Annotated in this window: 20 protein-coding genes and 2 pseudogenes; 2 read left to right on the top strand and 20 right to left on the bottom strand. The window is 60.5% G+C overall.

All coding sequences use genetic code 11. From position 1 onward, the window contains the following. Nucleotides 1-428 precede the first annotated feature (428 nt). The 11 genes and pseudogenes from yajC to SD70_RS09430 all read right to left on the bottom strand — a co-directional run bounded on the left by yajC (nt 429) and on the right by SD70_RS09430 (nt 11,588). Nucleotides 429-839 carry a preprotein translocase subunit YajC gene (gene yajC / locus SD70_RS09475; RefSeq protein ID WP_082053235.1) on the bottom strand — a complete coding sequence of 137 codons (411 nt, stop codon included), beginning with the start codon at nt 837-839 and terminating at the stop codon, nt 429-431. Between the two features lie 18 nt (nt 840-857). Next, nucleotides 858-2,003 carry a tRNA guanosine(34) transglycosylase Tgt gene (gene tgt / locus SD70_RS09470; protein ID WP_041047394.1) on the bottom strand — a complete coding sequence of 382 codons (1,146 nt, stop codon included), beginning with the start codon at nt 2,001-2,003 and terminating at the stop codon, nt 858-860. Nucleotides 2,004-2,025: 22 nt separating this feature from the next. Beyond that, complete coding sequence (gene queA / locus SD70_RS09465; protein WP_041047335.1) at nt 2,026-3,075, bottom strand: tRNA preQ1(34) S-adenosylmethionine ribosyltransferase-isomerase QueA; 1,050 nt, start codon at nt 3,073-3,075, stop codon at nt 2,026-2,028. A 4-nt stretch (nt 3,076-3,079) separates the two neighbouring features. After that, the gene (locus SD70_RS33085; protein WP_052487217.1) at nt 3,080-3,937 is read right to left on the bottom strand and encodes a hypothetical protein; all 858 of its coding nucleotides are present in this window, start codon (nt 3,935-3,937) and stop codon (nt 3,080-3,082) included. Continuing rightward, nucleotides 3,934-5,193, bottom strand: coding sequence for a SpoIID/LytB domain-containing protein (locus tag SD70_RS33080; RefSeq protein WP_052487216.1), 1,260 nt, complete (start codon nt 5,191-5,193; stop codon nt 3,934-3,936). Before SD70_RS33080 ends, SD70_RS33085 begins: the two co-directional genes overlap by 4 nt. A 48-nt stretch (nt 5,194-5,241) precedes the next feature. After that, complete coding sequence (gene ruvB, locus SD70_RS09455; RefSeq protein WP_041047334.1) at nt 5,242-6,246, bottom strand: Holliday junction branch migration DNA helicase RuvB; 1,005 nt, start codon at nt 6,244-6,246, stop codon at nt 5,242-5,244. 17 nt (nt 6,247-6,263) lie between these two features. After that, nucleotides 6,264-6,905: a Holliday junction branch migration protein RuvA gene (gene ruvA, locus SD70_RS09450; RefSeq protein ID WP_041047331.1), complete on the bottom strand. Its 642-nt coding sequence runs from the start codon at nt 6,903-6,905 to the stop codon at nt 6,264-6,266. After that, nucleotides 6,902-7,405 (bottom strand): crossover junction endodeoxyribonuclease RuvC, encoded by a 504-nt coding sequence (ruvC, locus tag SD70_RS09445; protein ID WP_041047329.1) that lies wholly within the window; start codon nt 7,403-7,405, stop codon nt 6,902-6,904. Before ruvC ends, ruvA begins: the two co-directional genes overlap by 4 nt. Before the next feature lie 142 nt (nt 7,406-7,547). After that, a pseudogene (locus SD70_RS37840) lies at nt 7,548-7,930 on the bottom strand (BofC C-terminal domain-containing protein). A 386-nt stretch (nt 7,931-8,316) separates the two neighbouring features. Beyond that, nucleotides 8,317-9,759: a LysM peptidoglycan-binding domain-containing protein gene (locus SD70_RS33075; protein ID WP_052487215.1), complete on the bottom strand. Its 1,443-nt coding sequence runs from the start codon at nt 9,757-9,759 to the stop codon at nt 8,317-8,319. Nucleotides 9,760-9,893: 134 nt separating this feature from the next. After that, nucleotides 9,894-11,588: an MFS transporter gene (locus tag SD70_RS09430; protein ID WP_041047328.1), complete on the bottom strand. Its 1,695-nt coding sequence runs from the start codon at nt 11,586-11,588 to the stop codon at nt 9,894-9,896. 185 nt (nt 11,589-11,773) lie between these two features. On the opposite strand from SD70_RS09430, the gene SD70_RS09425 reads away from it, so the two are divergent. Further along, a complete protein-coding gene (locus tag SD70_RS09425) occupies nt 11,774-12,358 on the top strand; it encodes a TetR/AcrR family transcriptional regulator (protein ID WP_041047327.1) in 585 nt (194 codons plus the stop codon). Between the two features lie 953 nt (nt 12,359-13,311). On the opposite strand, the gene ilvE is transcribed toward SD70_RS09425, so the two are convergent. From ilvE to SD70_RS09395, 7 genes are all read right to left on the bottom strand, one after another. Continuing rightward, the gene (gene ilvE / locus SD70_RS09420) at nt 13,312-14,193 is read right to left on the bottom strand and encodes a branched-chain-amino-acid transaminase (RefSeq protein ID WP_041047326.1); all 882 of its coding nucleotides are present in this window, start codon (nt 14,191-14,193) and stop codon (nt 13,312-13,314) included. A gap of 8 nt (nt 14,194-14,201) precedes the next feature. After that, entirely contained in the window at nt 14,202-14,399 is a 198-nt protein-coding gene (locus SD70_RS39750) for a hypothetical protein (RefSeq protein ID WP_331436759.1), read from the bottom strand. Continuing rightward, nucleotides 14,396-15,094 (bottom strand): prephenate dehydratase domain-containing protein, encoded by a 699-nt coding sequence (locus tag SD70_RS09415; RefSeq protein WP_331436758.1) that lies wholly within the window; start codon nt 15,092-15,094, stop codon nt 14,396-14,398. Before SD70_RS09415 ends, SD70_RS39750 begins: the two co-directional genes overlap by 4 nt. Continuing rightward, nucleotides 15,091-16,071: a homoserine kinase gene (gene thrB, locus SD70_RS09410; protein WP_041047325.1), complete on the bottom strand. Its 981-nt coding sequence runs from the start codon at nt 16,069-16,071 to the stop codon at nt 15,091-15,093. The genes SD70_RS09415 and thrB overlap by 4 nt, the downstream gene beginning before the upstream one ends. Then, complete coding sequence (gene thrC / locus SD70_RS09405) at nt 16,068-17,141, bottom strand: threonine synthase (protein ID WP_041047324.1); 1,074 nt, start codon at nt 17,139-17,141, stop codon at nt 16,068-16,070. The genes thrB and thrC overlap by 4 nt, the downstream gene beginning before the upstream one ends. A 74-nt stretch (nt 17,142-17,215) precedes the next feature. After that, nucleotides 17,216-18,496, bottom strand: coding sequence for a homoserine dehydrogenase (locus SD70_RS09400; RefSeq protein WP_041047323.1), 1,281 nt, complete (start codon nt 18,494-18,496; stop codon nt 17,216-17,218). Between the two features lie 235 nt (nt 18,497-18,731). Beyond that, nucleotides 18,732-19,178 (bottom strand): ACT domain-containing protein, encoded by a 447-nt coding sequence (locus tag SD70_RS09395; protein WP_041047322.1) that lies wholly within the window; start codon nt 19,176-19,178, stop codon nt 18,732-18,734. A gap of 175 nt (nt 19,179-19,353) precedes the next feature. Here SD70_RS09395 and SD70_RS09390 point away from each other — a divergent pair, with 175 nt between their 5' ends. Continuing rightward, nucleotides 19,354-19,866 (top strand): NUDIX domain-containing protein, encoded by a 513-nt coding sequence (locus SD70_RS09390; RefSeq protein ID WP_041047321.1) that lies wholly within the window; start codon nt 19,354-19,356, stop codon nt 19,864-19,866. A 346-nt stretch (nt 19,867-20,212) separates the two neighbouring features. On the opposite strand, the pseudogene obgE reads toward SD70_RS09390, so the two are convergent. Together obgE and SD70_RS33070 are read right to left on the bottom strand one after the other, a co-directional pair. Next, a pseudogene (gene obgE, locus SD70_RS09385) lies at nt 20,213-21,512 on the bottom strand (GTPase ObgE). After that, nucleotides 21,503-22,285 carry a Spo0B domain-containing protein gene (locus tag SD70_RS33070; RefSeq protein WP_156157947.1) on the bottom strand — a complete coding sequence of 261 codons (783 nt, stop codon included), beginning with the start codon at nt 22,283-22,285 and terminating at the stop codon, nt 21,503-21,505. Before SD70_RS33070 ends, obgE begins: the two are co-directional and overlap by 10 nt. Nucleotides 22,286-22,321 lie beyond the last annotated feature (36 nt).

Genomic DNA, 22,321 nt, shown 5'->3' with positions numbered 1-22,321 from the left:
GGCTAATTTCCCGGTTATTTCCCAAAAATAGCGGAACGGGAGTTCGTTATTCCCGCATTTTGAATGACAGTCGCACGTATTTCAGTCCGATAACGGAACCGTGTTCCGTTAAGATGCAGCCGATGCCCGTCTATCCGTACTTTAACGGAACTACGTTCCTTTAAGTCAGCCCCCGTTCCGCCTTTTTAGCGGTTATTGGCCGATAAGACGAACGCCCCGCGACATAGCGAATTTCTTGACGCTGGCCAGAGGCAATTTTACCGGAATTATCTTTTAGCGAACAGAGATTCCGTTGATGCACATCTGGCCATGAAGACGCATCACCCGCACACGGCCAATTTCAACTTGCACGATGCTCCTCCGGCCTTTCAATAGACAAAAAAAGCAGGCGCCCATGACGGGCTGCCTGCTTCTCTATTTGGGACTTATTAGCTCTTAACTTCGCCTTCCGCCTTCTCGGCAGCTTTATCGGCTTTGTCGCTCTTCTCCGCCTTTTCCGCTTTTGCGGACGCCGGCGCCTGGGCGGTGACGGAATTGATCGCCGAGCGGTCGAACGTCATGCGGGTGACATCGTTCACGAGCAGCACGACGGTGTCGTCGGTAATTTGCTGAATCGTGCCGTGCAAGCCGCCGATCGTGACGACTTTGTCGCCTTTTTTCAAATTGGAGAGCATCAGGTTGCGCGTTTTTTGGCGCTTTTGCTGCGGACGAATAAGTAAAAAGTACAGCACGACGAACATCAGAACGAGCGGTCCCCAAGTGTAGAGCATGCCTGCTCCGGAGTTTGCGTTAGCGGCCGTACCGTCGGCAGCCAAAAGCAGCGTGTTAAACGTGTTCATGAACCCAACCCTTTCCCCTTAAAATCCTTTGTCGTTGTCGAATAGCCCGTAGCGGGCGAAAAACTCGTCCCGGAAATCGAGCAGGCGGTCGTCCATAATCGCCTGCCGCACCTGCTTCATCAGCTCCAGCAAAAAATGCAGGTTATGATATGTAGTGAGCCGGATGCCGAACGTTTCCTCCGCTTTGATCAAGTGACGAATGTAGGCGCGGCTGTAGTTGCGGCAAGTGTAGCAGGAGCATTCCGGATCGAGCGGACCGAAATCGTCCGCATGCTTCAAATTGCGGATGACGAGCCGCCCTTGCGACGTCATGCATGTCCCGTTGCGGGCGATGCGCGTCGGCAAGACGCAGTCGAACATGTCGATGCCGCGGATAGCGCCTTCAATCAGCGCGTCGGGCGAACCGACCCCCATCAAATAACGGGGCTTGTTCGTCGGCAGCAGCGGCGTCGTGTATTCGAGCACTTCGTACATCATATGCTTCGGCTCGCCGACGCTCAGTCCACCAATAGCATAACCCGGGAAATCCATGGAAGTCAAATCGGCGGCGCTTTGCTTGCGCAAGTCTTCATGCATGCCGCCCTGCACGATCGCGAACAGCGCCTGGTCACGGCCGCGCGCGTGGGCGGCCAGGCACCGTTCGGCCCAGCGGCTCGTCCGTTCCGTCGACTGCTTCACGTAGTCATACGACGCCGGATACGGCGGGCACTCGTCGAACGCCATCATGATATCCGAGCCGAGCGCGTTCTGGATTTCCATCGCTTTCTCCGGCGACAGAAACAGCTTATCCCCGTTCAGATGCGACCGGAACTCGACGCCTTCCTCGCTGATTTTGCGGTTTTCGGACAAACTGAACACCTGAAAGCCGCCGCTGTCGGTCAGGATCGCCCGGTCCCAGTTCATAAACTTGTGAAGACCGCCCGCCCGCCGAATCAGCTCGTGACCCGGCCGCAAAAACAGGTGGTACGTATTGCTCAAAATGATGCCCGCGTTCATCTCTTTCAGTTCCTCGGGGCTCATCGTTTTGACGGTCGCTTGCGTGCCGACCGGCATGAACGCCGGCGTGTCGAACGACCCGTGCGGCGTATGGACGCGGCCTAGCCGCGCCCCCGACTGCTGGCACGTTTTGATATGTTCATACGTTACTGCTGCCACTGTGGTCATCACGTCCGATCCAAATCTCTTTTTAATGAATGAACATCGCGTCGCCGAAGCTGAAAAAACGGTAGCGCCGCTCCACCGCTTCGCGGTATGCCGCGAGCACCCGCTCCCGCCCGGCGAGCGCGCTGATCATCATGATCAGTGTCGATTTCGGCAGATGGAAATTCGTCAGCATCGCATCGACGAGCCGGAACGTATAGCCGGGATAGATGAAAATGCTCGTCCACCCTCGCATTTCGTGCACTTCCGAGCCTTCCTCCTCGCAGCGCTGCGCGACCGTTTCCAGCGTCCTTGCCGACGTCGTGCCGACGGCAATGACCCGCCGCCCGTTTTGCTTCGTCTCGCGAATGAGCGCCGCCGTCTCCTCCGGCATCGTATAAAATTCGGCATGCATCTCATGCTCCTCGACCGTATCCGCCGACACAGGCCGGAACGTGCCAAGACCGACGTGGAGCGTCACGAACGCGATCCGTACGCCCTTGTCCTTCAGCTTGTCCAGAAACGCCTCGGTAAAATGCAGCCCCGCCGTCGGCGCCGCCGCCGAACCTTCATGCTTCGCGTATACGGTCTGATACCGTTCGCGGTCCGGCAGCGTCTCCTTGATGTACGGCGGGAGCGGCATCGACCCGAGCCTGTCCAATATCTCGTTGAATATTCCCGCGTACTCGAAACGGACGACGCGGCCGCCCATGTCCCCCTCTTCTTCGACAACCGCCGTCAGCACCGGCTTGCCGGGCTCGCCGCCGAAATCGATGACAGTGCCTGCGCGCAGCTTTTTTGCAGGCTTCGCCAGCGTCTCCCAGCGGTCGCCTCCGAGCGCCTTGAGCAGCAGCAGCTCCGCCTTCGCCCCGGTATCCCGTTTCACGCCAAAAAGCCGGGCGGGAATGACTCGCGTATCGTTCAGCACGAGTAAATCGCCGGCTTGTATGTATGCCGCCAAATCTTCGAATTGCCGATGCTCCGTCTCGCCTGTCTCCTTGTTCAGCACAAGCAGCCGCGACGAAGTCCGATTCGCCAGTGGCGTCTGCGCGATGAGCTCCTCCGGCAAATCGAAATCAAACAAGTCCACCTGCATCGTATCAAGAACCGTCCTTCACGATCGAAACGCCGCTGTAGTACGTTTGCAAAATTTTCCGATAGTCGTAGCCGAGCTCGGCATAGCCGCGCGCGCCCCATTGCGACATGCCGACGCCGTGGCCGTAGCCGGTGCCGGTCATAACGTACTGCGGCTTTTTCGTCAGTACGCGGACCTGACCGTCTGCGGACATCGCGACCATATTGTCGCCAAGCGGCGCGGGGCCGGACGATCCGGCGCCAAGCGCGTACAGCGGTCCGCCGGCATCAGGCAGCTCGCGGGTCGCCCCGTCTGCCCCGACAATAGTATACCGTCCCGTTTGTTCAATTTCAAACCGCGTGCTGGGTAAGCCGCCAAGCGCCGTGCGGATCGTATCCGGATTCGGCAAGGACAGCGGCTGGCCGTTCGCCTTCAGCTCCGTGACCCTGCCGGACGGGCCGCGCTGCGAAACTTCAAGCGTCGCCAGCGGCCCGCTCAGGCCGTAAGCGCTGAGCTTGCTTTGCAGCGCAGCCGCGTCCAGCGGTCCGCGCTGCCACGAATACGCATTCGATTCCTTCACCTGTCCGATGACGGTGACGAGGTCGCCGGCATTCAGCTTGCCGAGCGGAACGCTCGACGCGTCGGTAGACGGCGCCGGCCGGATGTTGACGCCGTCCTCCGTACCCGCATAGACGGGGAGGCCGGCGGCGTTCTTCGTTCCCGTATCCCGCAAATAATCGGAACGGACGTAGCCGAACGTGCCGTCCGCCAGCGCCACGCGGCACCACATCAGCTTGGATGCGGCCGCGCCATCGTCGGGGCTCGGCACGCTTTTCAAATAAGAAACCGGTTTGCCCCATGCTTCCGTCGCGTCCGCTGTCATTCCGCCGGCGTTGGACGAATAGTACGGCGTAATGAGCCGGATGCGTCCGCCAGCAATTCGCCCTGCGTCGCCGCCGCCGCAGCGATGGCATCCGCCGATTCGGAGGAAATGCCTTTGTACGCCTGATCGAGCGTCGAATCGGTGACGTTCGCCACCTGGTATTTCATCCCTTGCTTGAGCGCGTAAGTGCGGGCGGCGACGGCTTGCGCCTTGAGCGCCTCCGTCGGCCAGCCGGCGCCCATCTCCGCGCCTGTGACGGAAGCGACGTACGACTCGAACGGCACTTCGTTGATAACGGCCAGCGAGTCGCCTTGCTGGCTGAGCTCGATCGCGCCGCGGTAGCTGCGTTCGAACCGTTCCTTGACGGTGACGCCTGCGGCGTCCTTCGGCTGCGCCCACAGCTTGGCGCCGGCGCCGCCGAGCACGTAGTGGGCAGTGGCGGACGCCGCCGAAGCCGCCTCGGTGCGACGCACCACGTACGGCGCCGCCGCCGCTGCCGGCTGCAGCTGCACGCCCGGCAGCACCGCAGCGGCCTGCTGTTGCAGCGCCGTAAGCGCCTGCTGCGTCGGCTCGCTGCCGATCCAGACGGCGTAGCTGACTTTGCCGGCCGCGTCAGCCTGCAGCACGACGTCGGCGGTAAGCCCGGCTTGCGCCGCCGCGGCCTGCTGCTTCACCGCGTCCGCCTCGGCGGCGAAAGTGCCGGCGCTCAGCCGATACGGACCGACGAGCGGCAGCGAACCGGGCTTGATCAAACCCGCCAGCTGCGGGTTAGCGGATAGCTTGGCCTGCATCGCCGTCGCCGTGCCGACGTCGGGGAACGTGCCGAACGTGACCTGGTATACAGTTTTGCCCTGTTTGGAGCGAGTCCATACGACGGCCTGCTGTTGCCCGTCCGCAGGCAGCTTGTCCGCCGCAAGGCGCGCCTGCGCAAAGTCGGACGTCTCCAGCACGAGCACGGCGAATTGATCCAGAGAGAAACGCGTATTCGCTCCGGCTGCCGTGCTGAACAATGCTTGAACAGCTGATGGTGTGCGGAGGCCGATGTCGAGCCCTTGCGGCGCCGACAGCGTCACGTACGGGATGCCTCCGCCGGCTTTGCCGTCCAGAAACAGCGCGACCCGAATTTGGTCGAGCTTCGGAACGGCGGCGGCATAACCGGCGGTGCTATACGGAGATGCGGAGATAAGCAAGGCAGCCGCAGCCAGCGCTGCGGCGGTCTTTTTCCAATGAGTGCGAGAGAACAAGCTGCGTACCATGCTGCCATTCCTTTCGTAACCGGGCCGGAGCCGAGCCAAGCGTGAGGCTTAGCGGCGGTCCGGCATCGGGAGATTCAAGTGTTGATACGCCTGAGGCGTGACGATGCGTCCGCGCGGACTGCGCTGAAGGAAGCCGATTTGCAGCAAATAGGGCTCATACACGTCTTCAATCGTCTGGCTTTCTTCGCCGATCGTAGCGGCGATCGTATCGAGGCCGACAGGGCCGCCTTGAAAATTGGCGATGATAGCGCGCAGCATTTTGTGGTCGATTTCGTCGAGACCGAGGTCGTCCACCTGAATGAGCTTCAGCGCCGCTCGTGCGATGTCGAGCGTAATGATGCCGTCGCCGCGCACTTGCGCATAGTCGCGCACCCGTTTCAGCAGCCGGTTGGCGATCCGCGGGGTACCCCGCGAGCGCATGCCGATTTCCCGCGCCGCTTCGCCGACGATGTGCACCTGAAGAATGTCGGCCGCCCGCGTTACGATATACGTCAGCTCGTCGATCGTGTAGTACTCCAGGCGGCTGACGACGCCGAACCGGTCGCGCAGCGGCGCGGAGAGCAGCCCGGCGCGCGTCGTGGCGCCGACGAGCGTGAACTTCGGCAGGTCGAGCCGCACCGAGCGGGCGCTCGGGCCTTTGCCGATAATGATGTCGAGCGCGTAATCCTCCATCGCCGGATACAGCACTTCCTCCACCGTGCGGTGCAGGCGGTGAATCTCGTCGATGAACAGCACGTCGCCTTCCTGCAAATTGGTCAAGATCGCCGCCAAATCGCCGGGGCGTTCGATCGCCGGGCCGCTCGTCGTGCGGATGCCGACGCCGAGCTCGTTGGCGATAATGTTGGACAGCGTCGTTTTGCCGAGCCCCGGCGGTCCGTACAGCAGCACGTGGTCGAGCGCTTCTTTGCGCAGCTTGGCCGCTTCTATGTATACTTTGAGGTTTTCCTTGGCCTGCGACTGGCCGATATATTCCGCCAAATAACGGGGACGGAGGGAAAACTCGACCGCCTGATCCTCCATCATGAACTGTGCCGAAATGAGCCGGTCTTCCACCCTTGTCACCTACCCGTCTATCCTTGATAGAGCGCCTGCAGCGCCAGCTTCACCAGCGTGTCGGCGGAAGCGCCGTCCGCCTTCGCCTGAACGCGCGCCCAAGCGCGGTCCGTCTCAGCCTCCGTATAGCCGAGGGCCAGCAGCGCTTCCTTCGCTTCGCCCCAAGCTCCTGTACCTCCGCCGGCCAAGCCGCTGCCGTCCGCCGCAGCCAAACCGGCCGCGCCGAGCGCCGCCGCCGCTTCCAGCCCGCCGGCCGAAGCGCCGGCCAGCTTGTCCTTCAAGTCGAGAATGATGCGCTGCGCCGTCTTGCGGCCGATGCCCGGCAGCTTCGTGAGAAACGCGACGTTTTCCTGCTGGATGGCCGCCACGATCGTCTCCGGCCGGCCTCCGGCCAACACGCCGAGCGCCACCTTCGGACCGATGCCCGTTACTTCCAGCAGCTTGCGGAACAGCGACTGCTCCTCGCGCGACGGGAAGCCGAACAGCAAGTGCGCGTCCTCGCGGACGTGATAATGAATGTAAAACGTCGTCTCTTCCCCGTCTTTAAGCGGCGCCGCAAAAGGGTTCGGGCAAAAAACCCGGTAGCCGATGCCGTGCACGTCCAGCACGATATAATCCAATTCCCGGGCGACGAGACGCCCGCGCAAATAATCGATCATCGCAACGCTTCTCCATTCAATTTGCTCAGCAGGACCGCCGAATGCGCGTGGCACACCGCTACCGCCAGCGCGTCGGCGACGTCGTCCGGCTTCGGTATGGCGGCCAGCTTCAGAAACATCCGGACCATTTCCTGCACTTGCTTTTTCTCCGCTTTGCCGTAGCCGACGATCGCCTGCTTCACTTGCATCGGCGTATATTCCGCAACCGGTATGCCCCGCTGCACGGCGGCGAGAATGAGCACTCCGCGCGCCTGACCGACGGTGAACGCCGTCGTCACGTTGCGGTTGAAAAACAGCTGCTCGATCGCCACCGCATCCGGCTTGTACGTCTCCAGCAGCTGCACGGCCGAGTCGTACACCTGCTTCAGCCGCAGGCCGGGATCGGTGTGCGCCTCCGTCGTGATGCAGCCGTACTGCACCGGCGTCAGCTTGCTGCCGAGCTTGTCGATAAAGCCGAAGCCGACGATCGCAATGCCCGGATCGATCCCCATAATGCGCAAAATAAGTCCAACTCCCAGCGCCAACCGGCCTCGCACGGCCGATAAGCGAACATATGTACACGTCCCATTATAGCAGATGTGCGGAGCGTCGGCTACGCTGTCTTGGCGGCACAAAAAAAGAGATAGCTTCGGGAATTCCCGGCTACCTCTCGCTAGGCTGCGCCTTCATCGCTTTCTGCGTCTCTTCGACCGCATAATCGCTGAACGTGGAAAGCACGCTGTTGTATTCCGCCAAATCTCTCACGCGAATGCCGCTGTACAGCTGGCCCACGGCATCTCGCGGCAAGCTGCTTTCCAGGTGGCGAATGTTGAGCTGGAAAAAGGTGCGAATCACATTGTCCTTGCCCGGCACCCGTCGAACAGCGTCAGATTGCCTTTCTCGTCGATGCCGAAAAACGCCGTCTGCTTGCACGCCGGGGACAAATCGTCGATGCTCTGCGTGAACACGACAGTCCCGTCGCCGCCGAGCCGCAGCGCCCATTCGGGATGCTCCTGATGCAGCTTCCGCACGCCATCCGGCTTCATCAGGCCGAGCTTCTGCTTCTCTTCGCCGCATACATACGATTTCAGCAAAACGGTTTCGCGCTCCTTCCCGTTGCGCTCAATCGTCTCCATCACATCCGCCTGCCGTATCGCGTCGCCGCTTTGCGCAGCCGGCGCGAACGTGCTCCGCGCAGCGGCTCCGTTCCAGTCTTCGCCCGCATCGCGCGGGCCGCGGACTGCGGACGCGGCGGCGATTCCGGCTGCCGCCAGCACGAAAACGCCGAGCGCCAGCCAGCGCCTTCTCGTACGCAGCCGTTTCTTCAGCTGTTTCCATAGGGTCATCATCAGCAAGCGAATCCCCTCCACCGTTGGTATTTTTTCAATAGTTTTACCAAATGGGGAGGGGTTATACGCGCTATGTCAAAGCGTCATACGTTGATCCACGGCGTGTTCGGCCGGTGCTCGAACCTTGCGCCCGTCCGCTGCCGTTCCGACCGCAAAAAGGCGGCGATCCGCTCGCGCTGGCTCGGCTGCTTCGCGCGCTTGCCGGACGAAACCGTTTTTGCCCGCACGGCAGCTTTTTCTTCGTCTACGGAAATATCCACTTCCTCTTGCTTCTGTTCCAGCGCCACCGCTCCGGTCCCTTCCGGGTACTTTGGAATGTCCGGGTACGCCGCATAAGGCTCATGCATCGGCATATACGGCATCATCGGCATGAAGGGAGCCTCTGCCGCCCCCGGCCAACCGGACGTATAAGCCATTGAAGGATCGGCTCCTTCGGGCGCTCCCTGTCCGTAACTGGGGGCGCCCGGCATGGCGTAAGCCGGATAAACGTATCCCGGGACAAACAGCGGCATCGACGGAGCTGCGTACGGCAGCGTGCCCGGTCCGTAAGCGCCGTAGCCGCCCGGCATATCGAGCTTGGGTCCGGAGCAGCAGTCCGGCAAATGGCTGTACGGGTACGGAACCGGCGGCATATCGTGAGCCGGAGCCGCCGTCTCGGAGCCGGCCATGTATGGATACGATCCGTAGCCGTGCATATAATCGGCGAACGGCTGCTCCGGTATGGCAGGCAGTTCCGGCTGCTGCTGGGCGAACGCTTCCGTCGCGGGCACGTACGCCTGCGCGAACGGGTGCACCGCCTCCTGTCCTCCGTCGTGGACGCCGGCGAACGGCTCTGTGAGCGACGGCGCTTGCGGCATAGCCGGCATGAACGGCTCGTAAGCCCACGGGCCGGGCTGCGCTCCGGCTTGCTCCCCCGGCGCTTCGGCGCCGACCGGAGCTTGTTGCGGCAGCGGCGTATAGCCTGCTGGCGTTTCAGGCGCTTCTATCGGCCAGCCGGCATGCATCCCCGGCCATTCCGGCACGCCGCTTCCGGCATGCGCCCCGGGCCATTCCGGTACACCGCTTCCGATTTGCGGACCCGGCGCTTCAATCGCCCATGTCGGAGCCGGAAGCTCGTACTCGCCCAGAACGGCGTCCGGCATCGGCGACGTCCCGCTGGCGGTGCCGGCCGGTGCCGCATGTCCGTCGGCGGCCGTTTTCGGGATATAGACGATCTCGCCGGTGAGCAGCACGTTCGGATTTTTCAGCTGCGGATTGGCGGCGATCAAGTCCGCCAGCGGCACGTCCCACGCCTTGCCCAGCTTCCACAGCGTATCGCCCTGCTTCACGACGTGTTTGAATTTGTACGTTCCTTCCGCGGGTGCAAGCGGCTTCGGCGCCGTCGGAATTTTTACCTTCATGCCGATATCGAGCTGGTCGGGATTGACGATGTGCGGGTTGGCAGCGATCAGTTTATCGAGTTCGACGTTGTATTTTTTCGCCAGCTCGTATAAGGTATCCCCTGATTTCACAATATGGATTTTCAAGGCCAAACCTCCTTTGATATATGCGTTAAGCCTGACCATGGCGAAGAACGCGAGAACCGCTTCCGTCCCACGCGAGCAGCATCACAATACATCCTATGCGGAGATTAGGCGTTTGACCTCTTTTTTCCGAAAAATTAACGAGCGCTGCCTGACGTCTGCCCTGGCGCTCTCCTGCCTCGAAGCAAAACGAGCACAAGCGGAGTTAAAAAGGCGGTAAAAGCTCCCAGCGCATACAGGCACAGTTCGAAGGAAGCGGCGTAATTCAGCGAATTGGCGCGCTTCATACTTGCTGAAAACAAGCTTTTGACTTGTGCGCTGGCGCCGCCGCCGCTGCAGCTGGCCGGCAGAGCCGCCGGGTCGGTTGCGCGCGCATAATCGCCGTAACAGCTGCGGAACTGCTGCACGACAATTTCGCGCTCGCTGGCGGGCAATTGCGCCGCCGTCAAGCTTTGCCGCAGCTGCGGGGCGATTTCGCCGCTGACCGTATCCGCATGACGGCCGAGCGCACTGAGGAACACAACTCCAATCAAGGCGATGCCGATCGCGAACGCCACCTGCATCCCGGTTGCCAAAATCCCCGACGCGGAACCGACATCGCCGCTGCGGATTTTGGCCAAAATCGTGTTCGTGAGCGGAGCGGCGACCGTGCCTTGACCGAAACCGAGCGCGAACAGCGCGGGTATCCATTCGTATCCTGCGGCGGTAACACCGGTAACATGAACGGACCAAGCGAGGGCAAAATATCCGGCTGCCGTCAAAACCGCGCCGAACGTGAGCACGTGCGGCCCGAATTTGGCGACGGCTTTGGCGGAATACAGCGACGCCGCAAAATAGCCCATGCCCATCGGCAAAATGACGAGCCCCGCTTTGAGCGCGCTAAAGCCGAGCCCGATTTGCAGAAAATAGGCGGATACGAGGAAGTAGGCGGCCTGCGAGCAGAGCAGCAAAAAGACGATCAGCATGCCTACCGTAAACACCCGCTGCCGGAATAAGTCCACGTTCATGAAAGGAACGGCGCCCGAACGGGCCACTCTTTTTTCATGCCAGACGAAGCCGGCCAGCACCGGGAACGAAAGCAGCAAACAGGCGATGAGCGCGGGCGGCCAGCCTTCTTTCTGGCCCTGTACGAGCGGATAAATGAGCATCAGCAGCCCGCTGAGTGCGCCGATCGCCCCGATCCAGTCCAGCTTGGCGTGCGACGCATCCTTCGATTCCCGCACGAAAGGAATCAGCGACAGGATCAGCAAGCCGACAGGCACGCTGAAGAAAAATACCGTCCGCCAATCGAGTTCGAACGGATTCCACCGCAGCAAAAGGCCTCCGATGAGCTGCCCAGTCGATGCCGCCAGCCCCTGCGCCGCCCCGTACATGCCGAATACGGCGCCGCGCCGCTCCGGGGGATAATTGACCTGAATCAAGGAAAGCACTTGCGGTGCCATCATAGCTGCGGAAAGTCCTTGCACGATCCGGACCGCAACGAGCATCGCCACGCCGCCGGCCAAACCGCAAAGCAGCGACGCCAACGTGAAGCCCGCCACGCCGAGCAGCAGCATCCGCTTGCGCCCGAACCGGTCGCCCAGCCGGCCGCCGATGATGAGGGCGACGGCGTACGCGAGCGTATAGCTGGTAATGACGAACTGAACGCCGGAAAAGCTGGCGTGAAGGCTGCGCTGGATCGATGGAGTGGCCACGTTGACGATGAAAATGTTAGCCACCGACATAAACACCGTAAGCAGCATAACGGCAAGCATGATGCGCGGTCTGGAGCGGATCCGAACCTCGGTTGCGGCTTGCAGTGAGGAGGTTAAAGTTTTGCTGGACGCGGACATATTCTTGCATTCTCCTTTTCCCGAATGATCCATTGCCGGCGGGCAGCGGCCGCACCGATTGACACGGCGCAGCAGCTTTGGCTACAATGGATGAGACAGTTCTGTCTCGTTGCTTATGTATGATACAGACCGATCTGTCTCATGTCAACCTGGATTATGACATTTTTTCGAGGTGAGCCTTTGCTATGGAAAAAAGGGAGCCGGTCAAAGAACGCATTTTGCATGCAGCATCGGATTTGTTTTATCGGGAAGGCATTCGCGCCGTCGGCATCGACCGCATCATCGCCGAATCCGGCGTCGCCAAAGCGAGCTTTTACCGCAGCTTTGCGACGAAGGACGATTTGGTCGTCGCTTATTTGGAGCAAAAGTTTCAGCGCAGCTTGCAGCGGATTGAAGCGGCGCGGAGCCGGCATCCGGACGATCCGCTCGGGCAGCTGCGCCATTTGTTCGGGCAGCTGGCGCCGAGAATCGCCGAGCCCGATTTTCGCGGCTGTCCATTCATGAATGCGGCTGTCGAATTTCCCGACACGAGCCATCCGGGCTATGTCAAATCGACCGAATGCTGCAGGACGCTATGGAGCCACGTCACCGAAATCGCTCGGGAAGCGGGCGCGAGAGATCCCGAAGCGCTTTCCGCGCAGCTGGAGATCGCGTACCGGGGCACGATTATGACTTCGTATTTGTATAAAGGCGAGCGGGGGGCCGATCATTTTTTGCATATTGCCATGCTGCTGATCGAAGATCATATTCCGCATGGAACGCGCCGTTGACGGTTGGCCGATTCGCATTGTCGCGGGCTAAGAGGGGCGCTCCTTTTATAGGACGCAGCAGCTTCATTATCCCTTGCAGTCAGAATCTCGGCACCTGCGTGTTGTAGACAGTGTGCCTTGGTTGGCTATGCTTTGGTTGGCTGTGCCTTGGTTGGCTTTGCCTCGATTGGCTATACCTTGGTTGGCTTTGTCTTGGTTGGCTGTGTCTTGGTTGGCTTTGCCTTGGTTGGCTATGTCTTGGTTGGCCCATGCTTTGTTGTCGAGGCCACAGTCGGCCAGGCCTTTGTTGGCTATGCATTGTTGGCTTTGTTGGCTTTGCCTCGATTGGCTATACCTCCATGGCCGATAAGGCAAAAGGTTCGATGGAAGTCCGAAAAATCAGCCTCTGACCCGATGCCCTGTCCCAAACAACCCGACCTGATAATGCAACAGAGCCCATGTTCGCTAAACAGCGTCTTTACGGTCGTTGATTTTGAGCCAAAGTGGAAAAACTGGCCCTTAGCGCCTCGAAGGTCGCTCCGTGCGAATTTTCGTCGCTATGTTGCGAACAATTGGTCTATGCACCGTCCTTTCGTCAAATCGGTCTTTAACAACGACCCGCAAGACGCTGCATAGCGAATCGGTTCTTTAAACGGAGCAGAACTGGCCGGCCTGCCGAATCAAGCGCGAAAGGTGGAGCGGAGAATGGGGATGTGGTGCGGAGAGCTGAAAGTTTTGCGCAGCAAAACTCGCATCGTAACCATCAGCCTTTGAACTTGTGTTCCCACCATGTTTTAAATTCAAAGGAATACAAGTGTGGGCGAAGCCGGAGACACGCATCCCCAATCCGCAGCTTAGCCTTACTTTCGTCGTCATCCGGGACGCTTTTGCCACAACGAAAAACAGAAAAACCTCCGCACCCGCAAGCTGGCGGATTCGGAGGTTTTGTTCCATGACCGACTGCGACGCGGCGATTATGCGTACACCTTCACGCCGTCAATTTCAACGATTTTGCGGAACTCCTGCAGCAAATGCGTCGTCACCGGGCCGGCTTTGCCGGAACCGATAATCCGGCCGTCGACTTCGCGCACGGCGATAACCTCGGCGGCGGTTCCCGTGAAAAACACTTCGTCCGCCACGTACACGTCATGCAGCGTGAACGGCTCTTCCTTCAGCGTATAGCCCAGCTTCGCGCACAGCTCCATGATCGCGCCGCGGGTAATGCCTTCGAGCGCGCCGCAATAACAAGGCGGAGTAAAGACGACGCCCCGCTTCACGATAAAAATGTTGTCGGACGAACCTTCGGCGACGTAGCCCTGCGAATTGAGCATGATCGCTTCGCCGACTCCGGCGAGGTTCGCCTGGATTTTCACAAGAATGTTGTTCAAGTAGTTGAGCGACTTGATTTTCGGATTGAGCGCGTCCGGAATGTTGCGCCGCTGCGATACGGATACCGAGCGCAGGCCGTCGCGGTACGCTTCCTCAGGGTAAATGGCGAGCTGCTCGACGATGATGATGACCCACGCTTTCGGCGAGCGGCGCGGGTCGAGCCCGAGGTCGCCGGGACCGCGCGATACGACGAGGCGAATGTACCCGTCCCTGAGCTCGTTTTTGCGGATCGTCTCGACGAGCGCCCGCTCCATTTCGGCAGGGGCAAGCGGCACGTCCAGCATGATCGATTTCGCCGAATCGTACAGCCGGTCCAGGTGCTCCTTGCATTTGAAAATGTTGCCGTTATACACCCGAATTCCTTCAAAAATGCCATCCCCGTACAAGAACCCATGGTCGTACACCGACACCTTGGCGTTCTCCTTGGTTACGTATTCGCCGTTTAAATAAATCCACTGCTGTGCCATAACCGCCTTTACACCTCCGATTGTTGGTTGGCCGTTTCGTACGTATAGCTCGGGTAGCTGCCGAGCAGCCGCACCTGGCAGCCCATGGCGCGTATTTCCTCGAGCGCCGCCGGGATGAGCACGGAATCGAGCGCGCCTTCCACTTCAATGTAAAAATAGTAGCTGCCGAGCTTTTTCTTCGTCGGCCGCGACTCGATCCGCGTCAAGTTGATGCGGCGCCAAGCGAAAGCCGCCAAACTTGATTCAGCGCGCCCGGAAAGTTTTCCGCCAGCGTGACGAGCATCGTCGTTTTCGGCAGCGACGGCCGATTAAGCTCTATCTTCTCGCGTCCGATCAAAATAAACCGCGTCACGTTGTCGTCATGATCTTGAACGTCCGGCGCCAGCACGTTAAGCCCGTACAGCTTGGCCGGCGCGAGCGGGGAAATCGCGGCGATCGTCGGGTCCCCCGACTGCTTGACGAGCCGCGCCCCTTCCGCCGTGGAATCGACGATTTCGATGTCCGCGTGCGCGAGCTCTTTTTTCAAAAACAGGCTGCACTGAGCCGGCGCGGCGTGGTGCGTCAGCACTTTGCGGATGTGCGCGTAAGGCCGGCCGGGACTAGTCGCAGCGGAGCCGGCCGGCGGGGCGAAGCCAAGCAAATTCATCCTGATCGGATAAAGCCACTCCGCCTGAATCGGCAAATCCACTTCGTGCACAATCGTATCAAGATGGTGGCGAACCGTGCCTTCGAGCGTGTTCTCGATCGGTATGACGCCGTAATCGGCCTCCCCGTCAACCGTCATGCGAAACACGTCGTCGATCGCCCTGCAAGGCAAATAAGCGAACTGTTCCGTTCCGAAATAATGCTGGACCGACTCCTCCGAAAATGTGGCGGGGCCCAGCGTGGCGATCCGTTTCATGCCCGAACTTCTCCTTTGCGAATGGCGATTTGATCCAATGTACCGGAATCCGGGCCAAGTGTCAATACGCGAACGCCTTGCGCAGCCGGCTTCAGCCACATGGTCTCCGCCTCGACGCCGGCGGCGCGGAACGTCTCGCGCAAAAACCGTTCGAGCCCGTCCTTGTCCGGCTGCGGCGCGTCCCCGTCGACCAGGGCCAGCATCGTCGGGCCCGCGCCGCTGAGAGCGACGCCGAGCGCGCCGTGCTCCGTCGCCTCGCGCAATATCGTTTCCATTCCCGGCACCATTGCGGCCCGGTACGGCTGATGGAGCTTGTCCTTCATCGCATGCCGGATCATGCCGAGATTGCCTGTGGCCAGCGCGGCGACGAGAAGCGACGAATGGCTCAGGTTGAACACGGCGTCGCCGGTCGTTACTTGCTGCGGCAAAGCGTGGCGCGCCTTCTCCGTCGACAGCTGGAACGACGGAATGGCGACGAGCGTTTCGAGCCGCGGGTCGGGCTCGAGCCGGATCGCCTCCGCCCGCTCGCCGTCCCAGAAAGCGACGACGATGCCGCCGAACAGCGAAGCCCCGACGTTGTCGGGGTGCTTCTCCAGCCGCGAGGCGATCTGAAACAGCTCTTGCTGCGACAGCTTGCCGCCGATCAGCGCATTCGCTCCCGCCAGCGCGCCGACGATAGCCGACGCCGACGAGCCGAGGCCGCGCGTCAACGGGATGTCGCTGTACATCGCAATGTCGAGCTCGCGCTCCGGCTCTCCTGCCGCTTCGAACACGAGCTGGGCTACTTGATAGACGAGGTTGCTTTTGTCGGCAGGCAGGCCGTTCGTCTGCTCGCCGTAACCGCGAACGTGCGTCGCCGAAGCGAAGCCCATGTCAATCCATAAGTACAGCTCGAGCGCCATGCCGAGCGAGTCGAAGCCGGGACCGAGATTGGCGGTGGAGGCAGGCACTTGCACCCGCACCCTGGCGGGGTTCATCGCGCTTCACCTTCCAGCTTGGCGATCGCTTCCATGACGGCGGCTTCGTTGTCCTTCACGACGAGCGGTTCGCCGCCTGCCACGCTCTTGATGGCGATATTCGGATCTTTCAGGCCGTGTCCCGTCAGCACGCAGACGACGGTTTGCCCTTTGCTGAAATAGCCTTCCTTATGCAGCTTCATGACTCCGGCGATCGACGCCGCCGACGCAGGCTCGGCGAAAATGCCTTCCTTGGCCGCGATCGTCCGGTACGCATGCAAAATCTCGTCGTCGGTCACAAAATTGATTTGCCCGCCGGATTCGCGCGCCGCGTTTACCGCGCCGTCCCAGCTTGCCGGGTTGCCGATTCGGATCGCCGTCGCCACCGTTTCCGGCTCGCGGATCGGCTCGCCCTTCACGATTGCCATCGCGCCTTCGGCCTCGAAGCCGATCATTTTCGGCAGCTTGGACGATTTGCCCCGCTCCTTGAATTCTTTGAAGCCTTTCCAGTACGCCGTAATGTTGCCCGCGTTGCCGACCGGAATCGCGAGGAAATCCGGAGCGTTCCCGAGCTGTTCGCACACTTCGAACGCCGCCGTCTTCTGCCCCTCGATGCGGTATGGGTTTACGGAGTTGACGAGCGTGATCGGATGCTTGGCGGTAATTTCGCGCACGATTTCCAGCGCCCGGTCGAAATTGCCCTCGATAGCAATGACTTTGGCGCCGTAAATGATCGCCTGCGCCAGCTTGCCGAGCGCGATGTTGTTGTTCGGGATCAGCACGATGCAGTTCAGGTTGCCGCGCGCCGCATAGGCAGCCGCAGCCGCCGACGTGTTGCCCGTCGAAGCGCACATAATGGTTCGGGAGCCTTCCTCCATCGCTTTGGCGACGGCCATCACCATGCCGCGGTCCTTGAACGAACCTGTCGGATTGAGGCCCTCGTACTTGAAGTAAATGTCAAGCTGCAGGTCGTCGGACAGCTTCTCGGCCCGCACGAGCGGCGTATTGCCTTCCTGAAGCGTAAGGAGCGGCGTGCGCTCCGTCACCGGCAAATAATCTTTGTACGTTTGCAGCAAGCCCATATAACGCATGGTTCGTGTCTCTCCTCTATATTGTGGTCATCCTCTGGCCATCGGGCCCGGCTTCCGGCCTCCGGCCGTTAGTCTCAGCCTTCGACGCGGTAAACGCTTTTGATCGCATGAATGACGTCCATCGACTCGAACTGCTTCAGCACCTTTTTCATGCTCGCCCGGTTGGCGTCGTGCGTAATGATGATGATTTCCGCCTTCGGATTGTTCGGATTCGGATGCTGCAGCACCGATTCGAGGCTCACTTCGTACTGGGCGAAAATTTGCGTAATTTGCGCCAGAACACCCGCCTTGTCCTCCACATGCAGAAGAATAAAGTTTTTCGAAGCGATCTGCTCGTCGCTTTTCAGCTTCTTTTCCTTGTAAGGCACGAACGTCTCGCGGCCGTTGACGCCGAGCTTCAAGTTGCGCACGACGGCCACCAGATCGGCCACGACCGACGTCGCCGTCGGCAGCTCGCCGGCTCCCGGCCCGTAAAACATCGTCTCGCCGACCGCTTCGCCGTACACGTAGACGGCGTTGAACACGCCGTTCACCGAGGCGAGCGGATGCGAGTGCTTCACCATCGTCGGCTGTACGCTGACGCTGATATGGTCGTCCTGGCGCTCGGCGATGCCGAGCAGCTTGACGGTGTAGCCGAGGCGGCTGCCGTACAGGATGTCTTCTTTCGTGATTTGGCTTATGCCTTTTACTTCGACGTCCTGCAGCGACACTTGGGCGTGGAAGCCGAGCGTGGCGAGGATCGTCATTTTGCGGGCGGCGTCGAGCCCTTCCACGTCGGACGTCGGGTCCGCTTCGGCGTAGCCGAGCGCTTGCGCTTCTTTGAGCACTTCTCCGTACGCCGCGCCCTCCTGGCTCATTTTCGTCAAAATGTAATTCGTCGTGCCGTTGACGATGCCCATAATTTTCGTGATGCGGTCGGACGAGAACCCTTCCACCAGCGTGCGGATGATCGGAATGCCGCCGGCAACGCTCGCCTCGTAAAACACGTCGCAGCCTTTTTCCGCCGCCTTGGCGAGAATTTCCGCGCCGTGCATCGCCATCAAATCTTTATTCGCCGTGACGATATGCTTGCCTTTCTCGAGCGCGGCGAGAATGTACGTTTTGGCCGGCTCGATGCCGCCCATCACTTCGATCACGACGTTGATGCCGGGGTCGTCGATAATATCGTACGCGTGCTCGGTCAGCTTGGTCGGATCGACGCTGACGGTGCGCATTTTGGCGCGGTCCTGCACAAGGATTCGCTCTATCGAGATCGGGGAGCCGGTCTGCCTCAGCAAATCTTCCTGGTGGCCCTCCACAATCCGCACTACGCCTGTCCCGACCGTGCCGAGACCTAACAATCCTACTTTGATCATATGGTGTCTCCCTCCTGTAATCTAGCGTGTCAGGCAACCGCGGGCTTCGCTGCGGACGGTCCAGGGGCGCTCCGGCCGCTCTTGAAATTTCGTTACCTGTTCCCCCGCTTGCGGCAGAAACGCGATTTCAAAGGCAAGGCCTCCGAAGCGAGTTTTGCTGCCCAAAACTTTTAGCGCGTAAACTCTCCGGCCCCTATTCTCGTTTTCCACTGCGCAGCGGCTGCCGCTGTAACATTTATCCGCCTTGTCCAATCATAACGGCGCGCTTGACGCCGTCTTGCCGGAGCAGCATCGCCAGCAGCTCGGCAACGCTCTCGCTCATGTGCGACGTATCGACGGAAATGACGACGTTGGCCATTCCTTGCAGCGGAATCGTCTGGTGAATCGTCAGCACGTTGCCCTCTTGCCCGGCGATAAGCGCCAGCACTTTCGACAAAATGCCCGAGCGATGCTCCAAATCCATCGAGATCGTGACGAGCCGCTCCCGCTCCAGCTTGCTGTACGGAAAAATGCCGTCCTTGTACTTGTAATAAGCGCTGCGGCTAAGCCCCACATGCTCGACAGCGTCGTGGATCGTCCTCGCTTCTCCCCGCGCCAGCAGCTCTTTCGCTTGCGCCGCCTTTAGCACGCCCTCCGGAAGAATGTCCTCGCGAACCAAATAAAATTTGTCCTGAGCGGCCATAACGAGTGCATCGTCCTCCTTGGGGAGACTGTTGTACTCCCATAGGGGACATTCTAACAGGAAACCGGAGCCACGGCAATAGGCAAAATACTTCCGTCTGCGCCGGCAGCAACGGTTCGCATCGCCGGCGGTTTTATGGGATACTGGGAATATGAATCCGGAGAGGACGTAAGCTATGATTCGCACACGCATGATCGCCGCTGCACTGCTGTTCAACGCGCGGGACGAGCTGCTGATGATGAAGCGTTCGCCGCAGCGGACGTTGTCGCCGGGTCTGTGGGGCGCCGTCGGCGGACATATGGAACCGTACGAGCTGAGCGAGCCTTATGCGACTGTCGTTCGGGAAATTCGGGAGGAGACAGGCATCTCTGACGAACAGCTGCACGGGCTTCGCTTGCAGTACATCCTGATCAGGCTGAACGGCGAGGAGATCCGGCAGCAATTCATCTATGTCGGGCGGACGGACGCGGAGCCTTCGATCCATACCGACGAGGGGGAGCTGCACTGGATTAGCCGCGATGCGGTGCTGGACCGGCCGCTGCCGTTCATTTTCAGGCGCCTGCTCGAGCACTATTTGACGTACGGCGACGCCAGCCATCCATGGATGGCTGTAGCCGGCCGCGACGACGGCGGGCCGGTCGTACGGTTTACGCCGCTGCTCGATCCGCTGCCGCCAGGGAAGGCTTGAGGGTGAGTCTCCCCCGCCGCACACCCGCATAGCGGAACACCGTTCCGCTATGCGCGGTATTTCCCGCTATTTCCCAAAGTTAACGGAACAGCCTTCCGCTATTTGCCCCCGATAGTCGTGCAAAAAGAGGTTGCGGCGAGTTCCGGACCTCGATAGCGGAACAGTATTCCGCTAAGTTGCCGGAATCACAACGATTTCGGCGAATAGCGGAACGCTGTTCCGTTATGACCCGCCGGCCGCCCGCGATTGGACAAATTTCCCCCGTCTATGCGAAAAAGGCTGCGATTCCCCGCTCGTTCGGAAATCGCGGCCTTTTTGCCTAAAGTAGTAGCCCGCGCCACGTCTGCTATGCTTTCTCCGTAAACTCGAACTCCAGCTCGCCGATGCGGATCGTCGACCCGTCGACCGCGCCGCGCCTGCGCAGCTCTTCGTCGACGCCCATTTTGCGCAAAATGTTGGCGAACCGGACGGCGCTGTCGTACCGCGTGAAATCGGTGCGCTTCGCCAGCCGCTCGACGGCTGCGCCCTCGACGACGAACGCATCGTTCTCGCGGCGCACCGTGAACTCGTCGTCTTCTTTCTCCAGCCGGTAAATTTTCCGCTCGGCCAGCTGCGGCAGCTCTTCCACAGGCGGCGCCGCCGGAATCGCATCCAATGCATCGGCCACCGCCAGCAGCAGCTCCCTTACCCCTTGCCGCGTAGCCGCCGATATCGGAAAATGGGGCGGTCTTCGCCGCCGTCAGCGGCAAGCCGCTCACGGAACGAGCGCAAATGCTCCTGCGCCTCCGGCACGTCCATTTTGTTAGCGGCAATAATTTGCGGCCGTTCTTCCAGCCGGTAATTGTATTGCCTCAGCTCGTCGTTGATTTTTATGTAGTCTTCGTACGGGTCCCGGCCTTCCGAGCCCGACATGTCGACGACGTGCACGATAATTCGGGTGCGCTCGATATGCCGCAAAACTCGTGGCCGAGCCCGACGGCGAGGTGCGCTCCCTCGATCAATCCCGGTAAATCGGCCATCACGAAGCTGCGGCCTTCCTCTACGTCGACGACGCCGAGATTCGGCGTCAGCGTCGTGAAGTGGTAGGAGGCAATTTTCGGCCGGGCCGCAGATACGACCGACAGCAGCGTCGATTTGCCGACGCTAGGGAAGCCGACCAAGCCGACGTCGGCCATCACTTTCAGCTCCAGCACGACCCAGCGCTCCTCGCCTTCCTCGCCCTTCTCGGCGATTTCCGGGGCAGGATTGGCGGGAGAGGCAAAGCGCGAATTGCCGCGCCCGCCGCGCCCGCCTTTGGCGATGACGACTTCCTGACCGTTCACGGTCAAATCGGCGAGCACTTCCTGCGTGTCGTCGTCAATGACGACGGTGCCCGGGGGTACCCGCACGACCATATCTTCGGCGTTCGCGCCGTGCATGTTTTTGGTTTTACCCTTCTCCCCGCGCGGCGCTTTGAAATGCTTCTGGTAACGGAAATCCATCAGCGTCCGAAGTCCTTCGTCAACGCGGAAAATGACGTCGCCGCCTTTGCCCCCGTCGCCGCCGGCAGGCCCGCCGAGCGGCACGTGCGCCTCACGGCGGTACGAGACGAGGCCGTCGCCGCCGTCGCCGCCTTTAACGAATATTTTGGCTTTATCTACAAACATGTCGGCACCTCATTCATTGTTCGAAACCGGCTCCCGATACGGCAAGCGGACAGCGAGCGAGACGAGGCCTTCCCCCAACTCGCAAGCTCGATCTCGATTCCGGGCGCGGCTGCAGGCAGCTGATGTTCCAGCTCGCTTTGCAGCGGCGCTTTGTCGTATTCGCCATTGTAAGCGAAATCCAGCAGCAGCCCGTCGTCCTCGCCGGCGAATTCGAGCGACAACGCGTTCGGCTCGCCCGTATGCTCCAGCGCATGGCGGCGAAACGCTCCGAGCGTTAGACGCACCGCCAGCTCCACAGCCTCCGTATCGACGGGAAGCTGCGCCAGGTTGACTTCCTGCGGGAACTCGAGTTCCAGCTCGAAGGAGCGGCATTCGGTGCGGAACGTGAGCAAAAACGCCACAAGCGTTGGCACCCCGAGCTTCGCCAAGCTGCTTTCGTTTTGCAGTTTAAGCCGTATTTTTTCCATGTAGGGCGGTAAATAGTCGTATTTTTTCAGCTGGATATAGCCGGACAGCACTTGCACGTCGTTCATCCAGTCATGACGCATATGGCTGACCGTTTGCAGCAATTCTTGCAAATAGGCGTCCCGCTGCTGGGCGAGGCGCGCGTCGAGCTGCGGCGATTCGGGCGCGGCTGAGCCGCCGGCGGCACGGCAGCTTCCGCCCCGCCGCCGGGCCGCGCGCGCCTTCCCGCGGCATAGCCGATCGCCGCCATAACGGTCGCCCCCACAATGGACCATACGATGCTTTCCATAACCACGCTCCGTTCCCACTAACCAAAGCTCCTGTTCGGAGCATTCTCCGCGATA

It is taken from the genome of Gordoniibacillus kamchatkensis (genome assembly GCF_000829455.1).
In the GTDB taxonomy this organism is placed as follows: Bacteria; Bacillota; Bacilli; order Paenibacillales; family NBRC-103111; genus Gordoniibacillus; species Gordoniibacillus kamchatkensis.
Note: the sequence above shows the minus strand (reverse complement) of the source record. Positions and strands in the feature narration are given on the sequence as shown.

What these genes read in the sequence shown, in the direction of transcription:
- yajC (WP_082053235.1), bottom strand. Translation starts at nt 839, where the DNA reads ATGAACACGTTTAACACGCTGCTTTTGGCTGCCGACGGTACGGCCGCT.
- tgt (WP_041047394.1), bottom strand. Translation starts at nt 2,003, where the DNA reads ATGACCACAGTGGCAGCAGTAACGTATGAACATATCAAAACGTGCCAG.
- queA (WP_041047335.1), bottom strand. Translation starts at nt 3,075, where the DNA reads ATGCAGGTGGACTTGTTTGATTTCGATTTGCCGGAGGAGCTCATCGCG.
- SD70_RS33085 (WP_052487217.1), bottom strand. Translation starts at nt 3,937, where the DNA reads ATGACAGCGGACGCGACGGAAGCATGGGGCAAACCGGTTTCTTATTTG.
- SD70_RS33080 (WP_052487216.1), bottom strand. Translation starts at nt 5,193, where the DNA reads ATGGTACGCAGCTTGTTCTCTCGCACTCATTGGAAAAAGACCGCCGCA.
- ruvA (WP_041047331.1), bottom strand. Translation starts at nt 6,905, where the DNA reads ATGATCGATTATTTGCGCGGGCGTCTCGTCGCCCGGGAATTGGATTAT.
- SD70_RS09430 (WP_041047328.1), bottom strand. Translation starts at nt 11,588, where the DNA reads ATGTCCGCGTCCAGCAAAACTTTAACCTCCTCACTGCAAGCCGCAACC.
- SD70_RS09425 (WP_041047327.1), top strand. Translation starts at nt 11,774, where the DNA reads ATGGAAAAAAGGGAGCCGGTCAAAGAACGCATTTTGCATGCAGCATCG.
- ilvE (WP_041047326.1), bottom strand. Translation starts at nt 14,193, where the DNA reads ATGGCACAGCAGTGGATTTATTTAAACGGCGAATACGTAACCAAGGAG.
- SD70_RS09415 (WP_331436758.1), bottom strand. Translation starts at nt 15,094, where the DNA reads ATGAAACGGATCGCCACGCTGGGCCCCGCCACATTTTCGGAGGAGTCG.
- thrB (WP_041047325.1), bottom strand. Translation starts at nt 16,071, where the DNA reads ATGAACCCCGCCAGGGTGCGGGTGCAAGTGCCTGCCTCCACCGCCAAT.
- thrC (WP_041047324.1), bottom strand. Translation starts at nt 17,141, where the DNA reads ATGCGTTATATGGGCTTGCTGCAAACGTACAAAGATTATTTGCCGGTG.
- SD70_RS09400 (WP_041047323.1), bottom strand. Translation starts at nt 18,496, where the DNA reads ATGATCAAAGTAGGATTGTTAGGTCTCGGCACGGTCGGGACAGGCGTA.
- SD70_RS09395 (WP_041047322.1), bottom strand. Translation starts at nt 19,178, where the DNA reads ATGGCCGCTCAGGACAAATTTTATTTGGTTCGCGAGGACATTCTTCCG.
- SD70_RS09390 (WP_041047321.1), top strand. Translation starts at nt 19,354, where the DNA reads ATGATTCGCACACGCATGATCGCCGCTGCACTGCTGTTCAACGCGCGG.